The sequence below is a fragment of the Neoaquamicrobium sediminum genome, from assembly GCF_040970315.1.
GTDB classification, from domain to species: domain Bacteria; phylum Pseudomonadota; class Alphaproteobacteria; order Rhizobiales; family Rhizobiaceae; genus Aerobium; species Aerobium sediminum.
Map to the genome: position 1 here is coordinate 644,637 of NZ_JAZHFV010000001.1, position 26,890 is coordinate 671,526.

The following is a 26,890-nucleotide window of genomic DNA, read 5'->3' on the forward strand; positions in this document are numbered from 1 at the left end:
CTCAATCCTCCGCCGGTGAGATACGGGTGGTGCGCGGCAGGCAGGCAAGCGCCTGGGGCGCCGCAAGCACGAGGTCGACCCCGCGCGGGAAACGGCCGCTGTTCTGCCGCCACTGCTCGACGAAGTGGCGCGGCATCGGTGTCGGCGCCAGTGTTGCTACGGTTTCGATGCCTGGGCCTTCCAGCCGCAGCGGCGCGCCGCCGTCGAGGCTGTCGACCTGCAGGATCAAGGTTGCCGAGCGATCGGGGTAGTCCTGACTACCCTGCGCGAAATTCTCGAGCGCGATGAGCGCCGCTGTGTCTGCGACCAGCGCGAAATGCGCCTCCGCCGACGTGCTTGCCAGCGGCGCTCCGGTGTGAAAGCCAAGCCATGCCGTGACGGCCGCAGAGCCCTTCAGGGCCGGGTCGAGCCACACAGGCGTATCGTGGTCGCACAATGTGAGGGCTACCGTCGCGGCCGTTGCCGTAAGCGGGGCGGGCGGCGTCGCCGTCCCAGCGAGCGTGCTGGCAGTGCCCGGCCGCGCCATGGCGTCCATCACCGCGCGAAACGCGGCCTGCGCGTCGAGCACGGTTTCTGCAAAACCACCTTCGATGTGAGATGCGTGCATCAATCCTCTCCTCGCGCGACGGTGAAGAAATCCACCTTCGTTGCAGCAGTCTCCGCGCGGCGCCTGTTTTCCTCGGCAGCATTCAGCGCCCGCAGCGGAGCCAGAACCCTCTCTTCCACCTCGCCGGCCTTGTCGGCGCGCTGGAGGAGGGCGTCGACGGTCGCTGCAAGCCGCGCCCGCTCGGCGTCGCGGCCGAGCAGATAGGCATGGCCGACCTCGCCGCTGGCTAGGCGCACGGTGGCTCGTGTCACGGTCGCTTCGCCGACGTTGAAAGGCGCACCGCCACCGCCGATCCGCCCGCGCACGGCGACAAGGCCGGTTTCGGGGCCACGCAGCGTTTCCGCTTCGGCGGTTATCGCGGCTTCGTTCCAACAACGCCGGAGCTGTGCGGCGGGAGCGGCAGCGACAATTGCCATCGCCGCACGGCGGTGCTCGCCCAACTTGTCGCCCCGGTTCGAATGGCGCATCGCCAAAGTCTCCAAATAAGTCTATTGTTATAGACAACTATACAACTTATCGTGCATCCCTAGCGGGGCAGGATGACAGGGCGATGACAGAGACGATCGAGGCGCCGGGCTCAGTGACGGCGATGGAGCGCGGCAGCGGTGTGGCCCTGTGGCGGCAGATCGCCGACCGCATAAGGCAGGGCATTGCCGAAGGCACGTTCGAGGAGGGCGGCAGGTTGCCGCCCGAGATCGCGCTGGCCGAGCGCTTCGGCGTCAACCGGCATACGGTGCGCGGCGCGATCGCGGCGCTGGTGCAGGAGGGTGTACTGCGCGCCGAGCAAGGGCGGGGCACTTTTGTCCAGCACGCTCCTCGGATTTCTTATGCGCTTGGCCGGTACACGCGCTTTTCAGCCAACCTGCAAGGCCAGGTTCGCGAAACGAAAGGGCGGCTGCTTGCCAGTGCGGTCGTGCCGGCCGACAGCCGGACCGCTGGCGCCCTCGGTCTCGACGCCGGCGCGTCCGTTCTGCGGCTCGACACGCTCAGCGAAGCTGACGGCCACCCGGTCTCGCGGGCGACGAGCTGGTTCGACGCGATCCGCTTCTCGGGCATGGAAGACGCTTACGCAAAGACGGGCTCGATCACCGCCGCCTTCGCCCGCTGCGGCATTGATGATTATATGCGCCGTTCGACCGTCGTGTCGGCACGCCATGCCGACGCCACGGTGCTTGCCGACCTGTCGCTGTCGGCCGGCGCTATCGTGCTCGTCACGGTGGCGATCAACGAGGACCCGGAGGGACGCGCGATCCAGTTCTCCGAGACCCTGTTTGCCGCCGACCGTGTGGAGCTGGTGGTGGCCGAGGGGCTCTAGGCCGCTTCGGCCTGCGCGGCGGTACGGGCCGCACTAGCCAGCCGCTTGGTGGCGTCGACGGTTTCCTGCGCCGCATACCAGTAGCGTTCGTTCAGCTCGATGTTGAAGAGAACACCTTCGGGAAACGTGCATTCGGCGACGATCCTGTCCCAGGGAATCTCGCCCCAGCCGACCGGCAGGTGCAGGTCGCCATGGCCGTAGGCGACGCGTTCGCCATCGGTAAACATCCAGATGTCGTCCTGCCTGCCAAAGCTGTCATGGATGTGCAGGTGGCGCGACCATGGCGCCAGCGCCTTCACCTCTTCGACGAAATCGTCACGACGCCCGTCATAGTCGAGCTTGAGCCATGCATGGCTGAAATCCAGCGTGGCAAGAACGTTGGGATGATTGATTGCTCCCAGTTCTGCCGCCAGCCGCTTCGGCGAGGAAGCAATGCCCTTGCCTTCGTAGCCCGCAAACAGCGTTTCGACGCACAGGATCAGACCGTGCTCGGCGGCGATGTCGCCACCGCGCGACAGCCATTCGCGCTGGCGGTCGTAGGCCGCTTCGACCCCTTCGCCCTGCTGCTGCGGCACCAGCCCCGAATGGATGACGTAATGCTCCGCACCGACCTCGGCCGCCACGTCCAGCGAAGCCTCCAGCACCTCCATGTGGCGCGGCAGCCGCCAGGCCTCATCCATGAAATTGATCGCCAGCGGGCCATGCACGGAATAGGCGACATCGCGTCCGGCGCAGGCCTTCTTGAGCGCCTCCATCTGCGGGCGGCGGATCTTGCCGCCGACCACGATATCCATGTCGTAGGTGGGCAGTTCGATCGTCTCGACCCCCAGCGCCTCGATCATGTCCAGTTCGTCGGAGAAGTCGCTGAGATCGTTGGCTCGTTTGTGGGCCGAAATGCCCGTGCCGGTAGCGCCGTTGGCAAGCATGTCTGGTGGTCCTCGTTCGCGGGATTGGGTGAGGGCGATATGCCCTGTGACCATACCATGATCGGCGGCTTTGATGACGGGCGTCTGACGGCATGCCGGGAAATCCGCTCGCAACAGCCTGTCCGGCATTTGTCGCAACCGTGATCGGCAGGGGCTCGACTTGAGCCGGCGAATGTCATTTCCTTGTCATCCAGCCGTCACATGCGGCGGTGATTCCCGGGGAATCCGCGATGTTGCGCCATCTCTTGCTTTGTATCCTTATCGCCCTGCCGACTGCGGCATCGGCATCCGACCTCACGCATGGCGAAATCGAGGACGAGCTGGTCGGCAGGCAGATTGCGTGGTGGGAAATGGAAGGCTGGCGTCACGGGCACCTCTTTCTGCTGCCCAACGGCGCCGCCGAGATGACGGTGGAGCGTCCGCAGGCGCAGCACGATGTCGGGCGCTGGTGGCTGCGCGGCGACCATGTTTGCACCCGCTGGGGCGAGGCGAGGTCCGGGCTCGAGAAGTGCTATCGCATCAGGCGCGGCGAAGACGGAGTTTTTGTCACCACTGGCGGCAACGTCTTCGAAATCCGCGAGCTCGGGGTCTGACGTCCAAAGTTCATAAAACGGTCGCGGGACTGTAATCGCGCCAATACAAAACTGTCATTGACCGTCTCTAGGGAAGCGGCAGCGGGATCGACCCCGCGCCAATCTTCCTCTGGAGGCTGATAATGAAACGGTATTCCCTTCTCGCCGCGGCCGCATCGGTCATCGCGATGGCGTCGGGCGCTCACGCTCAGGAGCGCACCAAGTTCGAATTCTGGTATGGCCTGACCGGCCAGCTCGGCGAAGTGATGGCCAAGCAGTGCGAGCTCTTCAACGAGAGCCAGGAGAAATACGAGGCCGTATGCGTCGGCCAGGGCGGCTATGACAAGGCCGAGCAGAACACGATCGCCGCCTACCGCGCCAAGCAGCACCCCACCCTCGTCCAGATCTACGACGCCGGCACGGTGAACTTCATGCTCTCCGGCGCGATCTATCCCGCCAACAAGTTCGCCGAGGACTACAAGATTGATGTCGACTGGGACGCCTACTTCCCCGGCATCGCCAATTACTACGCGACCTCCACCGGCGAGATGTGGTCGTTCCCCTATAATTCGTCGACCGCCGTCCTCTACTGGAACAAGGACCAGTGGGCGAAGATCGGCAAGTCCGAGGCGCCCAAGACCTGGGCCGAATTCGCCGCTGACCTCAAGGCGCTCAAGGAAGCGGGCGTCGAATGCGGCTTCGCCTTCGACTTCGACACCTGGATGAATCTCGAACAGTTCTCCGCCATTAACGGCCTGCCGATCGCCACGCTCGACAACGGCTATGGCGGTCTCGGCGCCGAGGTCGAGTTCCACCAGACGGCGTTCGCCGATCACATGAACAACTTCAAGGACTGGATGGACGCGGGCTATGCCCAGATCCAGACCAGCCAGGTCGGCAAGAACCTGATCCAGTCCTTCGCAGACGGCACCTGCGCGTCGACCACCAGCTCCATCGCCAACCACGGAGTCGTCGGCTCCACCAAGGCCGAAGGCATGAACTGGGATGTCGCGATGCTGCCGGTCCTCGAAGAGGGCAAGCGCACCAACTCCATCGTCGGCGGCGCGTCGCTGTGGATCATGGAAGGCAAGACGCCTGAGGAGTACGAAGCCACCGCCGCTTTCGTGAAGTATGTCACCGCTCCCGATACCGGCGAGAAGTACATCGCCGAGAACACCGGCTACATCCCGGTCACCACGGCCGGCTTCGAGCTCCTGAAGTCGGAAGGCTTCTACGACAAGGAAGGTTATGCGGGTCGCGAGGTCGCGATCGAATCCCTCACCGCATCGGACGTGACCCCGCTGTCGCGTGGCATCCGCCTTGGCAACTTCACCTCGATCCGTGCCGAAGTCCGCGCCGAGCTGGAAGCTGCCTTTACCGGCCAGAAGGACATGGAGACCGCCCTCAGCGATGCGGCCGACCGGTCCAACCAGATCCTGCGCCGCTACGAGCAGACCTACCGTGGCGCCGACCTGCCGTGATCTGACACCGCTTCAAAGCACCGATCGGGAGGCGCCGCCGACGCGGCGTCTTCCTTCCAACACTTGAGACAAGCGGGAGCATGCCGTCTTGGAAAAGCGTGTCACCTTCTCGAACACATGGCTCGCCGCGGCGCTGATCCTGCCGCAGATGCTGCTGGTCTTCGTCTTTTTCTACTGGCCCACGGGTGAGGCGCTTTACTGGGCCTTCACGCTCGAGCGCCCCTTCGGCGGCGGCAACGAGTGGGTCGGCCTCTACAATTTCGAGGGCGTCTTCGGCGATCCCAAGTACTGGAGCTCGGTGCGGGTCTCCATGATCTTCGCCATCGCGGCCACCGTGCTTTCTCTGGTGATCGCCGTGCTGATGGCACTGTTCGTCGACCGACGGTTGCCCGGCCATCAGGTCTACAAGTTCACCTTCTTCCTGCCTTACGCGCTCGCTGCCCCTGCCGTAGGCCTCGCCTTCCGCTTCATCTTCTCGCCGGATGCGGGTTTCGTCTCCGCCATCAATCAGTTCTTTCCGGGGCTGTGGAACCCGGCGCTCGATGGTTTCGACGCGCTGCTTCTCATCATACTCGCGCAGGCCTGGAGCCTCGTCGGCTATAATTTCATCTTCTTCCTGGCGGCGCTGCAGTCGATCCCGCGCACCATGAGCGAGGCCGGCGCCATGGATGGCGCGGGCGTCATGCGGCGCATGTGGGACCTGCAGCTTCCGCTAATCACGCCGACGCTGTTCTTCCTGATCGTCATCAACATCACCGACAGTTTCGTGAACTCGTTCGGCATCGTCGACATAACCACTGGTGGTGGCCCGGCCCGCGCCACGGACCTCATGGTCTACAAGATCTACACCGACGGTTTCCAGGGCAAGGACTACTCGCTGGCCGCCGCCCAGTCGATCGTGCTGATGGTCCTCATCGTCGCCCTCACCTTCATCCAGTTCCGCTTCATCGAGCGGCGCGTCCACTACACCTGACGAGGGCCGCGACCATGATCGAACGCACTCCCGTTCTCGACTTCATCACCCAGGCGATCCTCGTTCTAAGCCTTGTTGCGCTGCTGATGCCGCTGTGGGTCGTGTTCGTGGCTGCCAGCCACGACTACCAGACCGTCAACCAGGTGCCGATGCCGTTGTGGCCGGGCTCTCACCTGTTCGAAAATCTCTCGGCAGCATGGGCGGCCGGTAATTTTGACCGCGTGATGCTGAACTCCGTGATCGTTGCCGTCGGTGTCACTGCCGGCAAGATCTGCATCGCGGCCCTGTCGGCATTCTCGATCGTCTACTTCAACTACCGGCTGCGCATGCTCCTGTTCTGGCTCATCTTCATCACGCTGATGCTGCCGCTGGAAGTGCGCATCGTGCCGACTTACGCGGTCGCGGCCAATGCGCTGGGTCCGTTCGAGGCTATCCTCAACGCCATCGGCATCAGCATCTACCTGCCCGAGTGGAACCTTCTCAATTCCTATTCCGGCCTGATCCTACCGCTGGTGGCGACGGCAACCGGAACGTTCCTTTACCGCCAGTTCTTCATGACGATCCCGGACGAACTTGCCGAGGCCGCCAAGATGGACGGGTCGGGGCCGCTGCGCTTCTTCTTCGAAGTGCTGCTGCCCCTGTCCAAGACCAACATGGCCGCTCTGGCGACCATCATGTTCGTCTGGTCGTGGAACCAGTATCTGTGGCCGCTACTCATCGTCACCGACCACGCCAACTACGCCACCGCCACCATGCAGTTGCAGAAGGTGGTGCCGGGCCCGCTGTTCGGCGCGCCTCCGGTCTGGAACACGGCGATGGCCGCCAACCTGATCGTGCTTACGCCGCCTGTGCTCGTCACCATCCTGCTGCAGCGCTGGTTCGTGCGCGGCCTCATCTCAACCGACAAATAGAGGGTCATCGACCATGGCCGAAATAACCCTTCGCAACGTCCGTAAATCCTACGCCAAGACCGAGGTCGTTCACGGCGTCGATCTCGACGTTTCGGCCGGCGAGTTCATCGTCATCCTCGGGCCCTCCGGTTGCGGCAAGTCCACGCTTCTGCGCATGGTGGCCGGCCTTGAGAGCATCACCGAAGGTGAGATCGAGCTCGGCGGTCGCGTCGTCAATCAGCTCGAACCGCGCGAGCGCGGCTGCGCCATGGTGTTCCAGAACTACGCGCTCTATCCGCATATGACGGTCGGGCAGAACATCGGCTATTCGCTGAAGATCGCCGGCGTGCCGCGCGCCAAACGTGACGAGCGCGTGCGCAAGGTCGCCGCCTCGCTGGGGCTGGAGGATTTTCTCGATCGCCGGCCGGGGCAGCTTTCGGGCGGCCAGCGCCAGCGCGTGGCCATGGGCCGTGCGATGATCCGCGAGCCGAAGGTCTTCCTCTACGACGAGCCGCTTTCGAACCTCGACGCCAAGCTGCGCGTCGCCATGCGCATCGAGATCCGCAAGCTGCACCAGTGGCTGGGCACGACGACGCTGTTCGTCACCCATGACCAGGTCGAGGCGATGACGCTCGCCGACCGTATCGTGGTGATGAACAAGGGCGTCGTCGAGCAGGTGGGCTCGCCGGCTGAAATCTACCGGCGGCCTGAGACCACCTATGTCGCCAACTTCATCGGTTCGCCGGGTCTCAACCTCATCGCCGCCACGGCCGACCCGGACAAGGGCACGGTGACGCTGCCCGATGGTCAAAAGCTTGCCTACGACACCAGCCGCTGGCCCGATGTCGGCTACGGACCGGTGACCGCCGGCTTCCGGGCCGAAGCCGTTCGGCTGGTGCCCGGTGGCATTTCCGGCTCGTTCGAGTTCGCTGAGGAGCTCGGTTCAGGCAAGCTGATGCACTGCAATTTTTCAGGCCACACGCTGATCGCGCACGCTTTCGGCGACCGATCCTTCCAGCAGGGTGAGGCGGTATCGTTTCAGATAGACCCATCGGCGGTCCATCTGTTCGACGCCGAAACCGGCAAGCGGCTGGCGGAGGCTGATGGGAGCGCCCTGGCTCCCGAACCTCGCAAGGCCGTTGCTGCGACGCTGTCGGCTTAGCCGGCTCACGTCACGCGCCTGTCATTGGAATCTGCTGAAAGGTGACGCATGGAAGCGCCCCGGCAAAGTGATTCGAACGGCTCCGATCGGCCTCGCCACTATCGCAGCCTGTTTCTGTCCGACATTCACCTTGGCACCAAGGGCGCCCAGGCCGACGCCCTGCTCGAATTCCTCAAGGAGCATGACGCCGATACCATCTATCTGGTCGGCGACATCGTCGACGGATGGCGGCTTCGCTCGGGCTGGTACTGGCCGCAATCGCACAACGACGTTGTCCAGAAGCTCCTGCGCAAGGCACGCAAGGGCTCGCGCATCATCTATGTGCCGGGCAATCACGACGAGTTCCTGCGCGATTTCTACGGCACCCATTTCGGCGGCATAGAGGTCTGCGAGACCATCGTTCATGTCGCTGCTGACGGCAAGCGCTACCTCGTGATACACGGCGACGTCTTCGACATGGTCGTACGTCACGCCAGGTGGCTCGCCTTCTTGGGTGACTGGGCCTACGAGATCGCGCTCGCCATCAGCACCCGCATCAACTGGGTCCGACGCAAGCTGGGCTTCACCTACTGGTCGCTGTCAGCCTGGGCGAAGCGCACGGTCAAGAACGCCGTCAACTATATCGGCCGCTTCGAGGAGACGCTTGCAGCGGAAGCGGAGCGGCATGGCGTCGATGGCGTCATCTGCGGCCACATCCACTCCGCAGCGATGCGCGACTTCGACGGCTTCACCTACATCAACACAGGCGACTGGGTGGAAAGCTGCACGGCATTGGTCGAGCACGAGGACGGACGGATGGAGATCATCCACTGGTCGGAGGTGAGCGAGACGCTCAACGCACGTCGGGCGGTCGCGATCCCTTTCCGCCGCCATCGCGCCGCTTGAGGCCTACGGCGTTGCGCATCCTAATCGTCACCGATGCCTGGCGACCGCAGATCAACGGCGTCGTGCGAACCCTTGAAAAGCTTGGTGAAACGCTGGGCGAGATGGGGGTGGTAGTGGATTTCCTCACGCCCCTTGGTTTCCGCTCCGTGCCCATGCCCTCCTATCCCGACATAAGACTGGCGCTGACGCTTCCCGGCAAAGTGGCGCGCCGCATCGACGAGGTTCAGCCCGACAGCATCCACATCGCGACCGAGGGCCCGCTGGGCTTTCTGGCGCGGCGCGTGTGCCTGTCGCGCGGTATCCCTTTCACCACCAGCTATCACACGCGTTTCCCGGAGTTTCTGCGCGCGCGTCTGCCGGTGCCCGAAAGCTGGAGCTACCGCTGGCTCAGGCGTTTCCACAATGCCGGCTCGGGTATGATGGTCGCCACGCCCTCGCTCGGGCGGGAACTCTCAGAGCGTGGCTTCGACAATATCTGCCTGTGGTCGCGCGGTGTCGACACCTCGCTCTTCAGCCCCGGCCGCCGGCGCGATCTGGGGTTGCCGGGACCGATTTTCCTGAATGTTGGTCGGGTGGCGGTGGAAAAGAACCTGCCGGCGTTCCTCGATCTCGACTTGCCCGGCAGCAAGGTGGTCGTCGGAGATGGTCCCGCGCTGGAGGCGCTGAAGGCACGTTACTCCGATGTCCACTTCCTGGGCGTTCGCACCGGCGACGACCTCGCTTCGATCTACGCGTCAGCCGATGTGTTCGTATTCCCGAGCCGCACAGACACGTTCGGCAACGTGATTCTGGAGGCGCTGGCGAGCGGCTGCCCGGTCGCGGCCTTTCCCGTTACCGGTCCTCTCGACATCGCCAGCGACGGCCATGAGGGCGTGGTTGTCGATGAAGACCTCGCCAGGGCCGCGATGACTGCGCTCGCGATTCCCCGCGCGACCGCCCGCGCCAAAGCGGAAACCTATGACTGGCGCGAATGCAGCCAGCAATTCCTCCGCAATCTCCCAGCAGCCCGGCATTGTCTGCCTGCCGCAACGCTCAGACTGCCGGCGTCGATTACAGAAGGTATCTCCCGATGAATGCCACCGCTGCATATCGGCAAGCTTCGCCCACGGGTTCGAAAAAGCACGCCGGCGCAAGGTTGCAGCAGGCTGTCCGCCGCAACTCGCTGCTGTCTCCCGCCGGCCTTTCGGAATACGTCTTCGCGCGCCTCTTTCACGGGCTCGTCTACGCCCAGATATGGGAGGACCCCGAGGTCGACATGGCGGCGCTGGAGATCGGCCCCGGACATCATCTGGTGACCATAGCTTCCGGCGGCTGCAATGCGCTGTCCTACCTGCTGGCGGACCCGGCGCGGATCGAGGCCGTCGACCTGAATCCCGCCCATGTCGCGTTCAACCGCCTGAAGCTTGCAGCGCTGGCGACGCTCCCCGACTATGAGACCTTCCACCGGTTTTATGGCAAGGCCGACGATAGCGCCAATATCGAGGACTATGGCCGCTATCTCGCACCGGTTCTCGATGCCGAGACCCGCGCCTATTGGGAGGGCCGCACCCTTTCGGGCCGCAAGCGTATCTCGATCTTCCGCCGCAGGCTCTATCGCCACGGCCTGCTTGGAAACTTCATCGGCTGGGGCCACCGCGTCGCCCGCCTCTACGGCGCGGACCCGCGCGGCCTGTTGCAGGCACGCACGCTCGAGGACCAGCGGCGCTTCTTCGATAGCACCATCGCGCCGCTGTTCGAGAAGCGTCTGGTTCGCTGGGCCACGGGCCAGAAATCATCGCTCTTCGGCCTGGGCATTCCGCCGCAGCAATACGAAGCGCTCGCGGGCGGCAGCGACATGGCAACGGTGCTGCGCGCGCGCCTTGAAAAGCTTGCCTGCGATTTTCCGCTGTCGGAGAACTATTTTGCCTGGCAAGCCTTCGGCCGCGGTTATGGCGAGGGTGATTGCCCGCTGCCGCCCTATCTGTCGCGTGAGAATTTCGAGGCCGTGCGGGCCCGCGCCGATCGCGCCTCGGTGGTCAATGTCTCGATCACAGAGCTGCTGGCGGCCAAACCCGCCGCATCAGTCGACCGTTACGTTCTGCTCGACGCACAGGACTGGATGTCCGACGAGCAGCTGAACGCGCTATGGGCCGAGATCACGCGCACGGCCAAGCCCGATGCGAGGGTCATCTTCCGCACGGCCGCGGCGGACAACCTGCTGCCGGGCCGGGTCGAGGACGCCACGCTTTCGCGCTGGGATTATCGCGAGGCGGAATCGCGTGCGTTCCACGCGCGCGACCGCTCCTCGATCTACGGCGGCTTCCACCTGCACGTTTTCCGGGGATGAGCACCATGGATGCACGTTCCGACCACGCGTTGCTGATGGACCGCATCTACCGCTATCAGCGGCGGTTCGGCATTTACGACGCCACGCGCAAATATTATCTGCTCGGCCGCGACCCGATGATCGCTTCGCTGGCGCCGCCGGCCGGGGGCACGGTGCTTGAGATCGGCTGCGGCACTGGGCGCAATCTGGTGCAGGCGGCCCGTCGCTACCCCGAGGCTCGTTTCCACGGCATCGACATATCGAGCGAGATGCTCGCTGCCGCCGGCGACGCGATTTCCTCCGCCGGGCTGCGCGGTCGTGTGCGGCTGGCCTGCGCGGACGCCGCAACCTTCGATCCGCGCCTGACCTTTGGCAGCGAGAGCTACGACCGCATATTCATTTCCTATGCGGTGTCGATGATCCCGCAATGGCGTGCCGTCATGGCCGAAGCGTCCCGTCGCCTTGCGCCCGGCGGCGAACTGCATGTCGCCGACTTCGGCGACATGGCAGGGCTTCCAGCATCGTTCCGCTCGGCCGTATATTCATGGCTGCGGTTGCATCACGTTGCACCCCGCAAAGACCTGTTCGAAACGGCAGCGGGCATCGCCGAATCCGTCGGCGGCGCGACGCAGGAGCGGCGCCTGCATCGCGGCTTCTCCTGGATTTCGGTGATACGCCGTCCGGCGGCTGCCTGATCGTCAGCGCCTACGGTAAAGCCAGAGCGTGACCGGCGCCAGAAGCACGGTCAGTGCCACCGGTGCCGCGAGCGCCAGTGCAATCTGTGTGGCGTCGCTGTTGCCGCTCATCAGCCCGCGCATGGCGGTGGTCATCAGCGAAACCGGGTTCACGTCGACAAAAGCGCGCAGCCAGCCGGGCATGGTTCCCGGATCGACCATGATGTTCGACGCGAAGACCAGCGGGAACAGGAAGGTGAAGCCGAACGTCATCACCGTCATCGGCGTGCGTACCAGCAGGCCGAGTACGATAAAGACCCACCCCATGCCAAAGCCGATAGCGATGAGCAGTGCGAAGGCTGCGACCACCCCGAAGATGCCTGCTTCCGGGCGATAGCCGAGGATGAGCCCGATGGCGAGAATGATGCCGCCGGCAATCAGGTGACGTAGGATGTCGCCGACCATCAGCCCCGCGAATGGCGCCAGCGACCAGATCGGCAGCGAGCGGAATCGGTCGAAAAGCCCCTTCGACAGGTCCGTCGAAAGCCCCATGCCCGAATAGACCGCATTGAAGACGACCGTCTGGACGAGAATGCCCGGCAGGAAGAACTGCAGATAATCGCCCGTCGAACCCGCCAGCGCGCCGCCGAACACGAATGTGAACAGCAGCGTGAACATGATGGGCGTCATCACGAGGTCGAAGAGCTGTTCGGGCACGTGCTTGAACTTGAGCACGGCGCGCCAACCGAACACCAGCGCGTTTGAAAACGCCGACGGCTCCTTCGGGCGCGGGATCGGCCGCAGGATCTGCGACAGGGCTTCGGGAGACGTCTCGCTCATGCCGGGTTGTCCGTGTTTGCGTGTTGGTCGGCCGGTCCGCCGGTGAGGGCAAAGAACACCTCGTCGAGGCTTGGCGAGCCCATGGAGAAGTCGGCGGGCTCGATCCCGGCTTCGATGAGCGCTGCGAGCGCTTCGCTGGCCGCCTGGGCCGATCCCGCCATCACCGAGAGCCTGCCGCCCTCGACGCCGCGCTGGACCGTTCCGTCAAGCTTCTCCGCCAGCAGCCGCTCGGCCTGGTCGATCTGGTTCGGGTCGGCGAGCGCGATATGCAGGAAGCCGGAGCCCGTCGCGGCCTTGAGCTCGCGGCTGGTGCCCTCGGCGATCTTCCTGCCGTGGTCGATCACGACGATGCGCGCTGCAAGCTGGTCCGCCTCGTCGAGATATTGCGTCGTCAAAAGCACGGTGACGCCGGTCGCCGCCAGCGCCCGGATGATGCGCCAGACGCCCTGCCGGGCCTTGGGGTCGAGGCCGGTCGTTGGTTCGTCCAGGAACAGCACGCCCGGCGTGACGATCAGCGAGGCGGCGATGTCGAGGCGCCGGCGCATTCCGCCTGAATAGTCCTTCACCTGTTTGCCCGCCGCGTCGGCAAGGTCGAAGGCAGCCAGCAGCTCGTCGGCGCGCGCCTTGGCCTGCCCGCCTCTGAAACCCCAAAGACGCGAGATCAGAACGAGGTTTTCGCGGCCTGTCAGGTCTTCGTCGAGCGAGGCGAATTGCCCCGTCATGGCGATCGACCCGCGCACGGTCTGCGGTGCGCTGACGAGGTCGTGGCCCATCACCGTGGCCGTGCCGGCATCGGGCTTGGTGAGCGTCGCCAGCATGCGCATCAACGTGGTCTTGCCCGCGCCGTTGGGCCCGAGAATGGCAAAGATCATACCGCGCGGCACGTCGAGATCGATGCCGTCGACGGCGCGAAGCGTGCCGAAGGATTTCGCCAGCCCACGCGTTGAAATGGCAAACGCTGGCTGCTGGCCGGACAAGATCGCTCGCGCGGAGGGCGTTTCGTTCACTGTCTTGCTTCCATGTTTCGGTGCCGGTCTGGAGACACCTCGGGCGGTGAACCGGGCGCTGGCATATAGCAGGTTACATGCGCCTTTTGAACGGCGCGGCCCGGCGGGAACTGCAGCCAACTGACAACACCCTGACGGGAGGCCGGCGGGTGGTCAGCGCCCCGCGGCGTCCTGCATGGCCAGCTTGAGCTGGGCGACGAAGTTCTCGGCGTAGCTCGACAGGGCCGCGTCCTTGCGCATGCCGACGAAGGTCTGGAACGTCGTCTCCTCGGTGATCGGAATGACCGCGATCTCGTCACTGCGCATGTCGGCGACGGTGAAGATGTCGAGCACGGCAACGCCGAGGTTCTGCTTCACCAGCGCACAGACGGTCGTCCCGAACCGGGCGCGGATGGCGATCTCGTAGTCCAGCCCCTCGCGCGCGAAGATGCCCGCCATGATGCCGCCGAAGGGGTCGTTCGGGTCGATGCCGATCAGCGGGTAGTTCACGATGTCGGCCGCCTTCACCATCTTCTGCTGCGCCAGCGGGTGGCCGGGGGCGGTGATGCAGACAAGATGCCCTCTGGCCAGCGGCTCGAAAGTGAGCGACGGATGCTCCAGCCGATAGCTCATCACCGCCAGCTCGCCCTTTTCGAGCAGAAGGAAATCGATCGCGTCTTCCAGCTTGATGACGTCGAAGCTGATCCGCAGATCGGGATGAAGCGCATGCACGCCGGCGATCGCGCGCGGTACCATCACATTGGCAATGCTGGGCACGGAAGCGATCGACAGCTCCGCGCCCTTGCCCCGCTCGAGCTGGTTGATGGAGAACTGCAGGTCGCCGAGCTTCTTGTGAACGTCCTGCAGCAAGTCGAAGAGCGTTCGAGCCTCGGGCGAGGGTACGTAGCGGCCGCCCTTGCGTACGAAGAGCTTGATACCCAGGACGGATTCCAGATGCTTCATTGTCCGGCTGACGCCGGGCTGCGCGACGTTGAGCATGCGCGCGGCGCCGGCGACGCTGCCGGCAACCATCACGGCGCGGATGACTTCGATCTGGCGCAGGGTCAGCATTGCGCCGCGACAATGCCTCGCTGCGGCTCGCCAGTCCAGCGCCTGCGGTCGAAACATTGTCCCATTGACAGGTGACCGGCCCGCGAGGACATAAGCGGCGCATGACCCAAGCTTCCCACGACATCTCGCTCGACGCTGACACCGAGATCGCCATCCGGCAGAACCTGACGCTCGTCGCTCTCGGCAAGCGGCCGGCCGATGTGGCGCTGCGGGTCGGTCGCCTGCTCGACGTTCACACCCGCACATGGCTTTCCGATCAGGAGATCGTCATCAGCGGGCGGCGGATCGCCTACGTGGGCAATGCGGGCACCTGGCCCGGCGAAGTCGCGCGGCGGGTCCACGAGCCCGATCTGGCCGCGGTCCCAGGGCTTGGCGAAGTACACAAGCACATAGAAAGTTCGCATCTGACGCCCGAGTGGGAAGCGGCACTCGTCCTGCCGCGCGGCAACACCTGGACCTGCGAGGCCAGCCACGAGTTCTCCAACGTCAACGGTGCCCGCACGCTCGACTTCTGGCTGGCGGCGCGGCGTGCCGGTTCGCCTCTCAAGATATTCCCGCTGCCGGGCTCGGCGGTCCCGCCCACGGGCTATGAGCACGGCGGCGGATGGCTCGGCTATGACGAGCAGCGCGCCTTCCTGCGCGAAAGCCTGATGGTGGCCGGGCTGGACGAGGTGATGGACTGGCCGGCGGTCTGGAATCCCGACAACCCGTCCTACGACCGGCTATGGGGCATGATCCGCGCGACCTTCGAGCAACGCGGCGTCGTAGAGGGCCATGCGGCGGGCATTCGCGACATGCCAACCATCAACGCCTTCGCTGCCGCCGGGCTTGCTTCGGACCACGAGGCGTGGACACTCGAGGAGTTCTGGGACAAGCTTTCCCGCGGCCTGTTCATGGAGCTGCGCCCGCATACGCTCCCCGAGGTGATCGCGGGATTGCTGGAGAGGGGGCTGGCCGACTGGTCGCAGGTCGCGCTGACGACCGACGACCGCAGTGCCTCCGACACGCTCGAACTCGGCGCGACCGATCACAACGTCCGGCTTGCGATCAAGGCGGGGCTTGAACCCGAGATCGCGGTGCAGTGCGTGACGATCAACCCGGCCCGCCACATGCGGCTGACCCCGTGGGTCGGTTCGCTCGCGCCGGGGCGCTATGCGGACATCGTGCTCCTGTCGAACGTCGCGGATTTCGAGATCGCAAAGGTCTGGGCCGACGGCGCTCAGGTTTCCGAGGGCAAGACCTACCTGCCCAACGTGCCGAAAATCGACTGGCCGGACTGGGCAGCCGATACGATCAATATCGGCAGGTCGCTACAGGCCGAAGACTTCGCCATTTCCGCTGCGCCCGAGCGCCATACCATGACGGCGGCCGTGCTGCGCCCGTTCCACTGGGCCGACGACTTCCTCACCTTCGAGCTGCCCGTACGTGACGGTCTGGTGCAGCGCGATGAAAGCCGAAACATCACCAAGTTCGCCATCGTCGATCGCTTTTCCGGCGCCGGCGCGGTCTCGAAGATGTTCTGGCTCGGCTGTGGTCCCCGCACGCCCGAGACCGCGCTCGCCTGCTCGATGGCCCATGACAAGCACAATGTCTGGTGTGTCGGCTCGTCGGATGCCGCGATGGCGAAAGCCGTCAACGCACTGGCCGAAAACAGGGGCGGGTGGGCGCTGGTGCGTGAAGGCGAGGTGGTTGCCCGCGTGCGCTACGAGATCGCGGGGCTGATGTCGTGCCGCCCGGCAGAGGCGCTGCACGAGGAGATGCAGAATCTCTATGCGGAGGGCGCGAAGGTCGAGTGGATGTACGAGCCGACCTTCCATCCGCGATGGTTGCCGGGTTTTCCCGAACGGCTTGCATTCGCCACGTTGACCTGCGCGCCATGGCGGTGGGTGCTGGTGGCGCCGAGCGAGCATGCGCCGCAGGGCCTGGTCAACGTCCAGACGGGCGAGACGCATCCCGTCGTGTTCTGACGGGCATCAGCGTCGGGGCATGCCCTTCGGGCCGAGCGCGCGCTGCTGGGCGGCGATCCGGAACTGGGCATTCGGCGCGCCGTAGCCCTGATAGCCGTTGCGCCGCTCCACCACTTCGAGAAAGAGGCCCTCGCCGAAGAGCGGGCTGTAGAGCTGGAAATACTCCCCGCCGTCGATGTCTCGGTCATAAAGGATGTTGGCCTCGCGCAGCCGGTCGGCCAGCTCCGGGGCAAGACCCAGCCGCGCCTCCAGATCGTCGTAGTAGTTGCGCGAGATCTGCAGGGTGGCAAAACCCGCGGCCTTGATCGCCTCGGCCGTCGCGAAGATGTCGGCGCTGGAGAATGCGAGATGCTGGACGGATGAGCCGAAGCTTTCGGCAACGAAGCGGCCGGCAAGCGTGCGCCGGCTCTCCGCGCCGTTGAGCGTCAGCCTGAACCGGCTATCGAGACCCTGCACGACCTGGCTGCGCACGAGACCAGCGGGATCGACGACGTCGACGACGGGGGATTTTCGTGTCGCGAAGATCGAGGTGTAGAAGAGAAGCCAGCTCAGCATCTCGTCGGTGTTCATGGTCTGCGCGACGTGGTCGATCCGTTGCAGGGCGGCGCCGGAGGCCGCCGGCTCCAACGTTTCGAACTCGATGTCCCAGACGCGCGACAGTCCCGACGGCTCGTCGATGAAGTAGAGAACGCTGCCGCCGACGCCACGGATCGCCGGGACTTCGAGTTCGCCCGGCCCGCGGGGTTCGAAAAAGACTTCCGCTCCAAGCGCGGTCGCGCGTTCCACGGTCGCCTTTGCGTCTTCCACGCGCAGTCCGATCGCATAGGCGGAAAGGCCGTGGACGGTATGCGACGAGTGCGCGAAGCCTTCCTTGCCGGTGTTGATCACGATGTTGATGTCGCCTTGGCGGTAAAGGACCACATCGCGGTTGCGATGCCGGGCGGCGAGCGTGAACCCCATCGAGACGAGAAGCTTTGCAAGCCTTTGCGCTTCATCCTCATTTGCGGCGAACTCGACGAATTCCACCCCTTCCACCGCCACCCGGTCCGGCATCGGCGGCAGTTCGACCGGCACCGGCTCACTGCGCCGCACCTGGTCAATGAGGTAGATGAGCGACCTGTGTCCATCGGCGGCGATGGAACGGGCTGAGCCGCCGCGAAACTGGTCGTTGAATATTTCCAGCGAGATCGGCCCTGCATAACCCGTCGCGGCGACCGCGCGCATGAAGTCGGCTACCGGCAGGTCGCCCTCGCCGGGCATGTTGCGGTAGTGGCGGCTCCACTGGAGCAGGTCCATGTCGAACTTCGGCGCATCGGCGAGCTGGACGATGAAGATGCGGTCGCCGGGGATCGACCGGATCGAGGCGACGTCTATCTCGCGTGCCAGCGTGTGGAACGAATCGAGGATCAGCCCGATATTCGGATGGTCGGCCCTGCGCACCACCTCCCATGCGTCGCGATGATCGTTGATGAAGCTGCCCCAGGCGAGCGCCTCGTAGCCGACCCGCAGGCCGCGCTTCGCAGCGCGTTCGCCAAGCTCCCGGAAGTCGGCAGCCGCGCGGTCGATGCCGCCAAGCGCGACCGGCGACACGCTGGAGCAGATCAGCATCAGGTCGGTGCCGAGCTCCTGCATCAGGTCGAATTTGCGCTCTGCGCGGTCGAAGGCGCGGCTCCGCTGCGGCTCGGGCAGCCCTTCGAAATCGCGGAAAGGCTGGAACAGCGTGATCTCGAGCCCGTGGTCGCGGACCATCCGGCCCACCTCCGCCGGCGACTCGTCGAAAGCAAGAAAATCGTTTTCGAATATCTCGACGCCGTCAAAACCTGCTTCCGCAATCGCGGCGAGCTTCTCCTTCAGGTCTCCGCTGATCGAGACCGTGGCGATGGATGTCTTCATGTTCGACCCCTGACTTGTGCGCGCGACCGCGGCTGCGCGCTGACTCCCCATCCCATCAAGTGGGCGAGCACGAAATGAAGTCAAATACCAAGAATGGGAAGAATCATAACATGACGTTATAGTTCGGCGGCATTGACCCTGGACGTCCCGGCGCTCGGTGCATCGGCATAGAGCGCTGCGTACCAAAGGCGTGAAACCGTCGACGCCACCATGTCAGGATCGTCTGCAAACTCCACCAGCGGCGGATTCGTGCGGCCGTAGATCTTGAGCAGCAGTTCGTCGACCATGCTGATCAGGCAGTAGGTACGCAACCGCAGCTCCGGCAAATCGTCATCGTCGATCTGCACACTCCTGCGCAGCCGCCGGATCATGCGCTCCGACATGCCCCGGTCCGCAAGCCGGCCGACCTGGGCAATCATCTCGTCCTCATCCTTGAGGTGAAAGTGGCAGCGCATCAGTCCGACATTCTGGCGGAAGCAGTAGATGTAATGGCGGTTGCCGATCTCGATGGCTTCGAGGTCCGAGGCCTCTCGCGGGACGGGCGGCCGCGCGTCACGAACGAATTCGAAATAGTCGGTGAGCGTCTTGGCGACGACCTCGCGTTTTCCCGCGAAGTAGCGATAGAAAGTGCCGTGCGCCAGCTTTGCCTGCTCGGCGATCATGTCGACCGATATGGAGTGATAGGCTTTGGTGCGCAGCAGCGTCGCCGTCGCAATCTCGATCTGCAACTCGGTTCTAACCGTTTTCCTGTCGTTGCGAGCGTTCGCAAGCTTCTGCTCGAGAAACTCGACGTAGTCGTGCATGGCCTTTCGCCTCTTCAGTTGTCCGACCAGCCATAGCAACGCCGACGCCCGTTCGCAAAGCCGCTTGACAAAAAATGACAATACCGTCACTTTTTGAATTGAGGGATGGAGAGACCGATCTGACCATGGCAACCAAAGGTTCATCGATCGAGTTCAGAAGCGTGCGGAAGACCTACGGGAGCTTCGTTGCGCTCGAGGATTTCTCCATGACCGTGGCCCCCGGCGAGTTCATGACGCTGCTGGGCCCCAGCGGCTCCGGCAAGACCACGGCTCTCAACTGCCTCGCCGGCTTCATCGACATCGGCGATGGCGACATCCTCATCGACGGCGTCTCGATCGCCCGCGTGCCGACGGAGAAGCGCGGCATCGGCATGGTCTTCCAGAACTATTCGCTGTTCCCGCACCGCTCGGTCATGGGCAATGTCGCCTTCCCGCTCGAAATGCGCGGCATGGCGCGCGACGAGGTCAGGCGGCGTTCGCTGGCGGCGCTAGAGATGGTGCGCCTCGATGGGCTCGCGGATCGGATGCCCCACGAACTTTCCGGCGGTCAGAAGCAACGCGTGGCCTTTGCGCGCGCGGTGGTGTTCGAGCCGAGCGTGTTGCTGATGGACGAGCCGCTCGGCGCGCTCGACCTCAAGCTGCGCGAGACCCTGCAACTGGAGATCAAGCAGTACCAGCGCCAGATCGGCTGCACCGTGATCTACGTAACCCACGATCAGGGCGAGGCGCTGACGCTTTCCGACCGCCTGGCCGTCATGGACAAGGGCGTCATCCAGCAGCTCGGAACACCACAGGAGCTCTATGACCAGCCCGCATCGCGCTTCGTTGCTTCCTTCATCGGCTCCAACAACATCCTCAAGGTTTTCCGCTCGGAGGGCTCGACCGTGAGCATCGAGGGACTGGGCGCGATCGAGATGACCGGGCGCGAGCCGCCGAGCCGCGGCTACGTCGCGCTGCGGCCCGAGCATATCAGGCGTACGCCGAAGGGGCGGGCGTCCGCGACGCTGGAGCAGGCGGTCTTCTTCGGAAATGCCATCCGCTACGTGCTGCGCGGGACGGACGAGAAGGAAATCTCGTTCACCGAACCGCGCAGCGGCGCGGTCAACGTACCGGCACCTGGTACCGAGGTCCGTTTCGATTTCGACGACAGTAGCCTGACTTATCTCCCGGCCTGAGCCGGGGACGCATGGGGAACTCAACAAAGCTTCAAAGGAGCGTCACATGGTGAATCTGACGAGACGTGCATTTGGTATCGGTGCGGCTTCCGTAGCGCTGGGAGCGTTGAGCGCGCGCATGGCCGCCGCTCAGGACGTGACAATCGTCGTCAACGGTTCGGGCGGCTCGCTGGCCGAGGTGCTGAAGAAACTCTTCGAGGATCCGTTCACCGAACAGACCGGCATCAAGGTGCGCGCAACTGCGCCTGTCTCCCTGCCGAAGCTCAAGGCGATGGTGGAGTCCGGCAATGTCGAATGGGACCTCACCGAACTGAACGGCGATGACGTCGTGCTTGCGACGAAGGAAGGATGGCTCGAAGAGATCGACTATTCGATCGTCGATCCGGAGAACGAGCTTCCCGAGATGGCCAAGCTGCCCACTGCCATGGTGCGCGCATCCTACTCGACCGTGCTTGGGTTCCGGACCGACCGCTTCCCCGAAGACAAGCAGCCGAAGACGTGGGCGGATTTCTGGGACGTTGAGAACTTCCCCGGACCACGCTCGCTCGAGAACTCGCCCAAGTGCAATCTGGAATTCGCGCTTCTCGCCGACGGTGTTCCGCTTGACGAGCTTTACCCGCTCGATGTCGACCGGGCCTTTGCAAAGCTGGACGAGATCAAGGACCACATCCCGGTCTGGTGGGACAATGGCGCCCAGCACGTCCAGCTCCTCGTCGATGGCGAGGTCAACATGACGTCCTGCTGGAACGGCCGCATCACGCCGCTCAAGAGCGAGGGCCGCCCGGTCGAAATAAGCTGGGCCGGCGGCGCATTGCTGCTTTCCTACCTCGGCATCCCCAAGGGAGCCAAGCACCCCACGGAAGCGATGCAGTTCATGAAATTCCGCATGGACCCCGTCGCCTCCGCCGAATTCGTGAAGGTCATGCCGTATCCGGGTTTCGTGCCGGGCATGATGGAGCTTCTGGAGCCGGAATTCGTGGCAACACTGCCGACCGCGGCTGAAAACGCCGAGCAGCAATTCGCGTTCAATTCGAGCTGGTGGGCCGAAAACCTCGAAGAGGTTCAGAACCGCTGGAACGAATGGCTTCTGATCTAGACGGCGTCCTCCCAAGATGACCATGAGAAGGCCGATCATACTTTTGCTGCTTGCACCGGCTGTGCTGCTGGTCGGCCTTCTTTTCGTGGCGCCGCTGGTCAGCGTGATGAGCCTTACCGTTCATGACGGAACCAGCTTCACGGCTGACCCGATCCGCGAATTGCTGGATTCGCGTGTCGCGCTGGTTGTGCTCGAGCGCACCTTCATGCTGGCGGCGTCGGTGACGGCGATCTGCCTGCTGCTCGGCTATCCGGCCGCATACTTCATGAGCACCCTGCGACCGCGGGTGCGTGCCTATGTGACATACCTGATCCTTCTGCCCTTCTGGGTCAGCATCCTCATCCGCACCTACACCTGGATCGTGATCCTGGGGCGCGAGGGCATTGTCAACACCGGCCTTGGGGCACTTGGCCTGGCGCCGGTCCAGATCCTCTACACCAATGTCGCCGTGCACATCGGCATGGTTCAGATCCTGTTGCCGATCGTAATCATCACCTGCCTGGCGTCCATGCTCGACATCGACAAGGACCTGATGAAGGCGGCCCGCTCGCTGGGCGCCTCGCCTGCGCAGTCGTTCTGGAAGGTGTTCTTTCCGCTCAGCGTCAGCGGCGCCGCGACCGGCGGCCTGATCTGCTTCATCCTGTCGCTGGGCTTCTTCGTGACGCCTGCCCTGCTTGGCGGTCGCCGCAGCATCATCATCGCCAACTTGATTGACCTTCAGGTGCATCAGACACTCAACTGGGGTTTTGCGGCAGTGCTCGCGACCGCCCTGCTGGCGATCACGCTCGCCTGCCTCGGCGTGTTCTGGCTGCTCATGCGCCGGCGGGTGGAATTCAGCGGCGCGGGGCTGGGTCGATGAAACGACTGCTGGCCGTCTATTTCCTTCTTCTGGTCGGGTTCCTGATCCTGCCCTTGATCTTTCTCGTGCCGATCTCGCTGTCGGCCAGCCAGTTCCTGGAGTTTCCGCCCACCTCGCTGTCGCTGCGTTGGTACGCGGCCTTCTTCGAGGACCCGACCTGGGTCGGCGCGGCGATCCTCAGCTTCCGCGTGGGCATCGGCGCGACCGCCCTCAGCCTCGTCGTCGGCACGCTTGCCTCGATTGCGCTAGTGCGCGGCAACTTTCCCGGCAAGAGCGCGCTGACGGCGATCTTCATAGCGCCCTTGATCCTGCCGACGGTCGTTCTGGCGCTCGCGCTCTATATCGTGTTCCTGCGCTGGCAGCTCGTGGACAATGTGTTCGCCCTCACGCTGGCGCATGCGATCGTGGCGCTGCCCTATGTGGTGATGATCGTGTCGGCGAGCCTGCGCCGCTTCGACACCACCATCGAGCGTGCCGCCCGCGTGCTGGGCGCAGGGCCGATCAAGGCCTTCATGCTGGTGACGCTGCCTTATCTGGTTCCGTCGATGTTCGCGGCGGGCATTCTCGCCTTCTTCGCGTCCTTCGACGAGCTGATTATCACGCTGTTCGTTTCGGGCGGTGCGCAGACGCTGCCGGTCCGCATCTGGAACGATCTCGGCCTGAAGCTCGACCCGACGGTGCCCGCCGTCGCCGTGATGCTGACCATGCTCAGCATCGTCGGCATGGGCATCGGCGAAGTCATCCGCCGCCGCAACGAACAACGCTATCAATCCGTAACACCTCCCGAGGCCTGACATGACTGCAACCGCGCCCGCCCCCGCCAGCGACTGGGCAACCCTTTCCGGCGACGTCGAAAGGCTGGTCGCTGAGATCGAGGCAACCAGACTGCCGCCGAACATCTGGTCGCTTGTCGACGGTGCGGTCGCAGCCAATGGCCACAAGCCGATGTGGACCTTCTTCGAGGAAAGCGAGGGCGGCACCGCGACCTATGACGAAGTCAGGGCACGGGTCGAGCGCACCGCGGCTGCCCTCTACGAGGCTGGCGTTCGCAAGGGGACGCACGTCGCGGTCATGCTCCCGAACATACCGCAGTTCCCTGCCACATGGCTGGCGATTGCCCGGATTGGTGCCGTGATGGTGCCGGTCAACATCAACTATACCGGCCGCGAGCTGCACTATGTGCTGACCGATTCGGACGCGACCTTTCTGGTTATCCATGCCGACTGCCTCAAGGCCTACGAGGCCCTTGGCAGCGACGCGCCTCTTGCGCCGGAAAACCTCCTCGTGGTGGACGGCGCTGCCGGTTCGGGACGCTCGATGGCAAGCCTTCTGCACGAGGCGCCGGCGCTGCCGGCAGACCTGCCCCAGCCGGCGATCGATGATCTCGTCAACATCCAGTACACCTCAGGCACGACGGGCTTTCCCAAGGGCTGCATGCTCACCCATCGCTACTGGCTCACGCTGTCGCTCGTGGCAGAAATGCGCGGTGGCGCAGACGAGCAGGCGACCAACATCCTCGTAGCCCAGCCCTATTTCTACATGGACCCGCAATGGCTGACGCTGATGGCGATGCGCGCCGGCGGTCAGATATTCGTCGCCCGCCGTGCGAGCTCGTCCCGCTTCATGGACTGGGTCCGCAAATACGAGATCCACTACTGCCTGTTTCCGGAGATCGTCTACCAGCAGCCACCCGATCCGCTGGACGGGCAGAACAGCCTCAAGCGGGTGTCGATCTTCGGCTTCGACCGGGAGCGACATGCCGATCTCGAGCGGCGCTTCAACACCATCGCCCGTGAATCCTTCGGTATGACGGAGGTCGGCTCCGCGCTGTTCCTGCCGCGCGAGGCAACCCACATGGTCGGTTCGGGCTCGTGCGGGCGGCCGTCGCCTTTCCGCGAGGCCAAGATCGTAGACGAGCATGGCGAGGAGGTGCCGACCGGTACGGTCGGCGAACTGTGCATCCGCGGCCCAGGCATCATGCAGGGCTACTACAAGAAGCCGGAAGCAAACGCATCGTCCTATTTCGGCGACTGGTTCCGCACCGGCGACCTCTTCTGGAAGGACGAGCAGGGCTTCCACTATATCGTCGGCCGCCTCAAGGACATGATCCGCCGCAGTGGTGAGAACATTGCCGCGCGCGAGGTCGAGGCGGTGCTGCGCGAGCATCCCGCCATCCTCGAAGCTGCCGCCGTTGGCGTGAAGGACTCGGCGCGCGGCGAGGAGGTGAAAGCCTATATCGTGCTGCGGCCTAGCAAGTCACCGGATGACGCGCCGCCCGCCGCGATCTTCGAACACTGCGCCACGAGGCTCGCCGCGTTCAAGATTCCGCGCTTCATCGAGTACCGGGACGCGCTGCCCAAGACCCCATCCGAGAAAATCGCCAAGCAGAAGCTGGTGGCGGAGAAGGCCGACCTCAGGTCGGGCAGCTTCGACCGCGTTGCCGGCGCCTGGCTCTGAACCACGAGAGGTTACCGAATGCCGATAGAATACGAACGCAAGGGCAAGATCGGATATTTCACCATCCGCAATGGAAGCGTGAACCCGATGACACCGGCCATGCACAAGCAGCTCTACGGCCACATGCTGGAGTTCCTGGCGGACGACAATGTGCATGTGGGTATCATGCAGGGGGCCGGCGACCGGGCCTTTTCCGCCGGCGATGACATCAAGACGCCCTATGCCAAGTTCGACACACCGATGGCCGAGCTGGAATATTACCTGGCGCCGAAGCATCGCATGGAAACCAAGGAGCCGGATACGTTCAGCTGGTCGCGCGACGTGCTCGCGCTCGATCGTTTCAAGCCGATCATCGCGGCCGTGCGCGGCTACTGTTTCGGCCAGGGGATGATCTATCTAAGCCACCTGACCGACATTCGCGTGGCCTCCGAGGACGCGAAATTCGGTTTCCCGGAAATCGCCTATGGCATGGGCGGTGCCGGCGGTTCGACGCGTCTGTCGCGTTTCATTCCACATACCGTGGCGATGGAGATGCTGCTGACCGGCGATCCGCTAGATGCGCAACAGGCGCTACGTGCCAACCTCGTCAACGCGGTGGTGCCGGCCGATCAGGTGCTTGCCAAAGCGGAAGCCTACGCCGAACGCATCGCACGCCACCCGCTCGTTGCACTGCGCGTCGAGATGGAAGCTTCGCTTCGCGGTATGGACATGTCGCGTCAGGGCGCCCTCGACCACGCCAAGAACCTCTACCGCATGCAGCGCCTGGCCTATGGCGGCGAGGAACGGGTGAAGGAATTTCTCTACAAGCAGGACTAGGCGTCTGGCTTGCGTCGCGGTGGCGATTTATGATCCGCCGCGACGTTCACGCGTTCGCTTCCCAGGTACTTGGCCGAGCGGCCGCAGGGACGCTACTCCGCGTGCTTGCGGACGACGCCGTAAACGATGTTGCGGTTGGTGCCGTAAAACACCTCGGCTTCCACCGTGTTCTTGTCCACCGATCCGTTGATGATGTCCCACATGTCGTCGGCCGATCGCAGGATCAGCGGCCAGTCCATGAAGGTTTCCATGTAGCCGTCTGTCGTGATTTCGTCGCTGAAGTTGGCGAACAGGAACTCGCCGCCCGGCTTCACGAACTCCATCGCACGCTGCATCAGCCGGATGCCGACCGCACGCGGCAGGTAGTCGTACAGACCGGACGCATAGACGAGATCGAACGTGCCGAGATTGTAGGCGCGGCGCAGGATGCCCTTGACGGACCCGTCGACGGCCTCCACCGCCGTGCCGGCCAGATCGCGGTTGACGATACCGACGCTGATCGGGTCCTGGTCGAGCCCCACCCAGCGCTTCAGCTTCTTCCCGGCCAGCGCCCGGGACAGTTCTGCTTCGCGAAGATGTCCGCAGGCGATCGCAAGAACCTCCGCGTTCTCGACGCGTTCGGCGGTTGCATCCACCGTTCGTGCAAGGATGTCGCGCCGCTCGCGACCTGCGGCCGAACTCGCCGCTTCGCTGGTGTAGGCGTAAATCTCCCGACCCAGTTCCGTCGAGGAGGCCACGATCTCATCCGCGCTCGGGTGCTTGTAGTAGATGTCAAGCAGGCTGGCGTCGCCTGAATAGCCGCGCGGCTTGTCGAAAGACCAGCGCGTAAAGGGGTCCTGTTTGAGGAATGCGGAGACTGGATGCTCCTGCGCCAGGGGGATGAGCTGCTGCCAGACGGCCGCATTGACCTGGTTTCGCAGCTCGTGCAGTCGGCCCGCCAGACGATCGACGATCGTTGCAGCGGGCTCCCCTGCCTCGAAACCTTGACGCGCCAGATCGAGCGTCAGCGCAAGCTGCGCGGTTTTCTCTCTGACGACCGCGGCATCGGCGACATCTACTGCCGGCGCGTGCTTTTTGATGAGCTGGGACGTGATGAGACTCTGCTCATCGAGCTTCAGTTCGGAGCCTTGCGCCACG

General features: G+C 64.2%; 26 protein-coding genes. 17 read left to right on the plus strand and 9 right to left on the minus strand.

The features are described from left to right. Window position 1 precedes the first annotated feature (1 nt). Window positions 2-607, minus strand: a complete 606-nt coding sequence (gene phnH / locus V1479_RS03230; RefSeq protein WP_368801643.1) for a phosphonate C-P lyase system protein PhnH — start codon at window positions 605-607, stop codon at window positions 2-4. Further along, window positions 607-1,074, minus strand: coding sequence for a phosphonate C-P lyase system protein PhnG (gene phnG / locus V1479_RS03235; RefSeq protein WP_368801644.1), 468 nt, complete (start codon window positions 1,072-1,074; stop codon window positions 607-609). Before phnG ends, phnH begins: the two co-directional genes overlap by 1 nt. A gap of 83 nt (window positions 1,075-1,157) precedes the next feature. Here phnG and phnF point away from each other — a divergent pair, with 83 nt between their 5' ends. Next, window positions 1,158-1,922, plus strand: coding sequence for a phosphonate metabolism transcriptional regulator PhnF (gene phnF, locus V1479_RS03240; protein ID WP_368801645.1), 765 nt, complete (start codon window positions 1,158-1,160; stop codon window positions 1,920-1,922). Here phnF and V1479_RS03245 read toward each other — a convergent pair. Further along, the gene (locus tag V1479_RS03245; RefSeq protein ID WP_368801646.1) at window positions 1,919-2,848 is read right to left on the minus strand and encodes a sugar phosphate isomerase/epimerase family protein; all 930 of its coding nucleotides are present in this window, start codon (window positions 2,846-2,848) and stop codon (window positions 1,919-1,921) included. The two genes, phnF and V1479_RS03245, sit on opposite strands and share 4 nt — an antisense overlap. 230 nt (window positions 2,849-3,078) lie before the next feature. On the opposite strand from V1479_RS03245, the gene V1479_RS03250 reads away from it, so the two are divergent. From V1479_RS03250 to V1479_RS03290, 9 genes are all read left to right on the plus strand, one after another. Continuing rightward, window positions 3,079-3,441 carry a hypothetical protein gene (locus V1479_RS03250; RefSeq protein WP_368801647.1) on the plus strand — a complete coding sequence of 121 codons (363 nt, stop codon included), beginning with the start codon at window positions 3,079-3,081 and terminating at the stop codon, window positions 3,439-3,441. A 122-nt stretch (window positions 3,442-3,563) separates the two neighbouring features. Next, on the plus strand, window positions 3,564-4,901 hold the full coding sequence (locus V1479_RS03255) for an extracellular solute-binding protein (RefSeq protein WP_368801648.1): 1,338 nt from the start codon (window positions 3,564-3,566) through the stop codon (window positions 4,899-4,901). Between the two features lie 88 nt (window positions 4,902-4,989). Beyond that, window positions 4,990-5,874 carry a carbohydrate ABC transporter permease gene (locus tag V1479_RS03260; protein ID WP_173188169.1) on the plus strand — a complete coding sequence of 295 codons (885 nt, stop codon included), beginning with the start codon at window positions 4,990-4,992 and terminating at the stop codon, window positions 5,872-5,874. 14 nt (window positions 5,875-5,888) lie between these two features. Next, window positions 5,889-6,785 carry an ABC transporter permease subunit gene (locus V1479_RS03265; protein WP_368801649.1) on the plus strand — a complete coding sequence of 299 codons (897 nt, stop codon included), beginning with the start codon at window positions 5,889-5,891 and terminating at the stop codon, window positions 6,783-6,785. A 13-nt stretch (window positions 6,786-6,798) separates the two neighbouring features. After that, entirely contained in the window at window positions 6,799-7,926 is a 1,128-nt protein-coding gene (locus V1479_RS03270) for an ABC transporter ATP-binding protein (protein ID WP_368801650.1), read from the plus strand. A gap of 48 nt (window positions 7,927-7,974) precedes the next feature. Further along, window positions 7,975-8,811 carry a UDP-2,3-diacylglucosamine diphosphatase gene (locus tag V1479_RS03275; protein WP_368801651.1) on the plus strand — a complete coding sequence of 279 codons (837 nt, stop codon included), beginning with the start codon at window positions 7,975-7,977 and terminating at the stop codon, window positions 8,809-8,811. Window positions 8,812-8,822: 11 nt separating this feature from the next. After that, window positions 8,823-9,884 (plus strand): glycosyltransferase family 4 protein, encoded by a 1,062-nt coding sequence (locus tag V1479_RS03280; protein ID WP_368801652.1) that lies wholly within the window; start codon window positions 8,823-8,825, stop codon window positions 9,882-9,884. After that, window positions 9,881-11,137: a BtaA family protein gene (locus tag V1479_RS03285; protein WP_368801653.1), complete on the plus strand. Its 1,257-nt coding sequence runs from the start codon at window positions 9,881-9,883 to the stop codon at window positions 11,135-11,137. Before V1479_RS03280 ends, V1479_RS03285 begins: the two co-directional genes overlap by 4 nt. A gap of 5 nt (window positions 11,138-11,142) precedes the next feature. Next, window positions 11,143-11,811 carry a class I SAM-dependent methyltransferase gene (locus V1479_RS03290; RefSeq protein WP_368801654.1) on the plus strand — a complete coding sequence of 223 codons (669 nt, stop codon included), beginning with the start codon at window positions 11,143-11,145 and terminating at the stop codon, window positions 11,809-11,811. Between the two features lie 3 nt (window positions 11,812-11,814). Here the strand turns inward: V1479_RS03290 and V1479_RS03295 are convergent, their stop codons facing one another. The 3 genes from V1479_RS03295 to V1479_RS03305 form a co-directional block, all read right to left on the minus strand. Beyond that, window positions 11,815-12,630 carry an ABC transporter permease gene (locus tag V1479_RS03295; RefSeq protein WP_368801655.1) on the minus strand — a complete coding sequence of 272 codons (816 nt, stop codon included), beginning with the start codon at window positions 12,628-12,630 and terminating at the stop codon, window positions 11,815-11,817. Beyond that, entirely contained in the window at window positions 12,627-13,637 is a 1,011-nt protein-coding gene (locus V1479_RS03300) for an ATP-binding cassette domain-containing protein (RefSeq protein WP_368801656.1), read from the minus strand. The genes V1479_RS03295 and V1479_RS03300 overlap by 4 nt, the downstream gene beginning before the upstream one ends. A 153-nt stretch (window positions 13,638-13,790) precedes the next feature. After that, on the minus strand, window positions 13,791-14,687 hold the full coding sequence (locus tag V1479_RS03305) for a LysR family transcriptional regulator (protein ID WP_368801657.1): 897 nt from the start codon (window positions 14,685-14,687) through the stop codon (window positions 13,791-13,793). Between the two features lie 101 nt (window positions 14,688-14,788). Between V1479_RS03305 and V1479_RS03310 the strand changes: the two genes are divergently transcribed. Then, a complete protein-coding gene (locus V1479_RS03310; protein WP_368801658.1) occupies window positions 14,789-16,654 on the plus strand; it encodes an adenine deaminase in 1,866 nt (621 codons plus the stop codon). Window positions 16,655-16,660: 6 nt separating this feature from the next. Here V1479_RS03310 and V1479_RS03315 read toward each other — a convergent pair whose 3' ends face one another. Continuing rightward, complete coding sequence (locus V1479_RS03315; RefSeq protein ID WP_368801659.1) at window positions 16,661-18,547, minus strand: bifunctional sugar phosphate isomerase/epimerase/4-hydroxyphenylpyruvate dioxygenase family protein; 1,887 nt, start codon at window positions 18,545-18,547, stop codon at window positions 16,661-16,663. Between the two features lie 116 nt (window positions 18,548-18,663). Continuing rightward, the gene (locus V1479_RS03320) at window positions 18,664-19,350 is read right to left on the minus strand and encodes a TetR/AcrR family transcriptional regulator (RefSeq protein ID WP_368801660.1); all 687 of its coding nucleotides are present in this window, start codon (window positions 19,348-19,350) and stop codon (window positions 18,664-18,666) included. A gap of 125 nt (window positions 19,351-19,475) precedes the next feature. On the opposite strand from V1479_RS03320, the gene V1479_RS03325 reads away from it, so the two are divergent. From V1479_RS03325 to V1479_RS03350, 6 genes are read left to right on the plus strand one after another with little or no spacing between them, the layout of a single operon-like run. After that, the gene (locus V1479_RS03325; protein ID WP_368801661.1) at window positions 19,476-20,525 is read left to right on the plus strand and encodes an ABC transporter ATP-binding protein; all 1,050 of its coding nucleotides are present in this window, start codon (window positions 19,476-19,478) and stop codon (window positions 20,523-20,525) included. A 46-nt stretch (window positions 20,526-20,571) separates the two neighbouring features. Continuing rightward, window positions 20,572-21,621 carry an ABC transporter substrate-binding protein gene (locus V1479_RS03330; RefSeq protein WP_368801662.1) on the plus strand — a complete coding sequence of 350 codons (1,050 nt, stop codon included), beginning with the start codon at window positions 20,572-20,574 and terminating at the stop codon, window positions 21,619-21,621. Between the two features lie 16 nt (window positions 21,622-21,637). Next, window positions 21,638-22,480 carry an ABC transporter permease gene (locus V1479_RS03335; RefSeq protein WP_368801663.1) on the plus strand — a complete coding sequence of 281 codons (843 nt, stop codon included), beginning with the start codon at window positions 21,638-21,640 and terminating at the stop codon, window positions 22,478-22,480. Then, complete coding sequence (locus V1479_RS03340; protein ID WP_368801664.1) at window positions 22,477-23,274, plus strand: ABC transporter permease; 798 nt, start codon at window positions 22,477-22,479, stop codon at window positions 23,272-23,274. The genes V1479_RS03335 and V1479_RS03340 overlap by 4 nt, the downstream gene beginning before the upstream one ends. A 1-nt stretch (window position 23,275) precedes the next feature. Further along, window positions 23,276-24,937, plus strand: a complete 1,662-nt coding sequence (locus V1479_RS03345; RefSeq protein ID WP_368801665.1) for an AMP-binding protein — start codon at window positions 23,276-23,278, stop codon at window positions 24,935-24,937. Between the two features lie 18 nt (window positions 24,938-24,955). Next, window positions 24,956-25,753, plus strand: a complete 798-nt coding sequence (locus V1479_RS03350) for an enoyl-CoA hydratase/isomerase family protein (RefSeq protein ID WP_173188140.1) — start codon at window positions 24,956-24,958, stop codon at window positions 25,751-25,753. Window positions 25,754-25,845: 92 nt separating this feature from the next. Here the strand turns inward: V1479_RS03350 and V1479_RS03355 are convergent, their stop codons facing one another. Continuing rightward, window positions 25,846-26,889, minus strand: coding sequence for a class I SAM-dependent methyltransferase (locus V1479_RS03355; protein WP_368801666.1), 1,044 nt, complete (start codon window positions 26,887-26,889; stop codon window positions 25,846-25,848). Between the last annotated feature and the right edge of the window lies 1 nt (window position 26,890).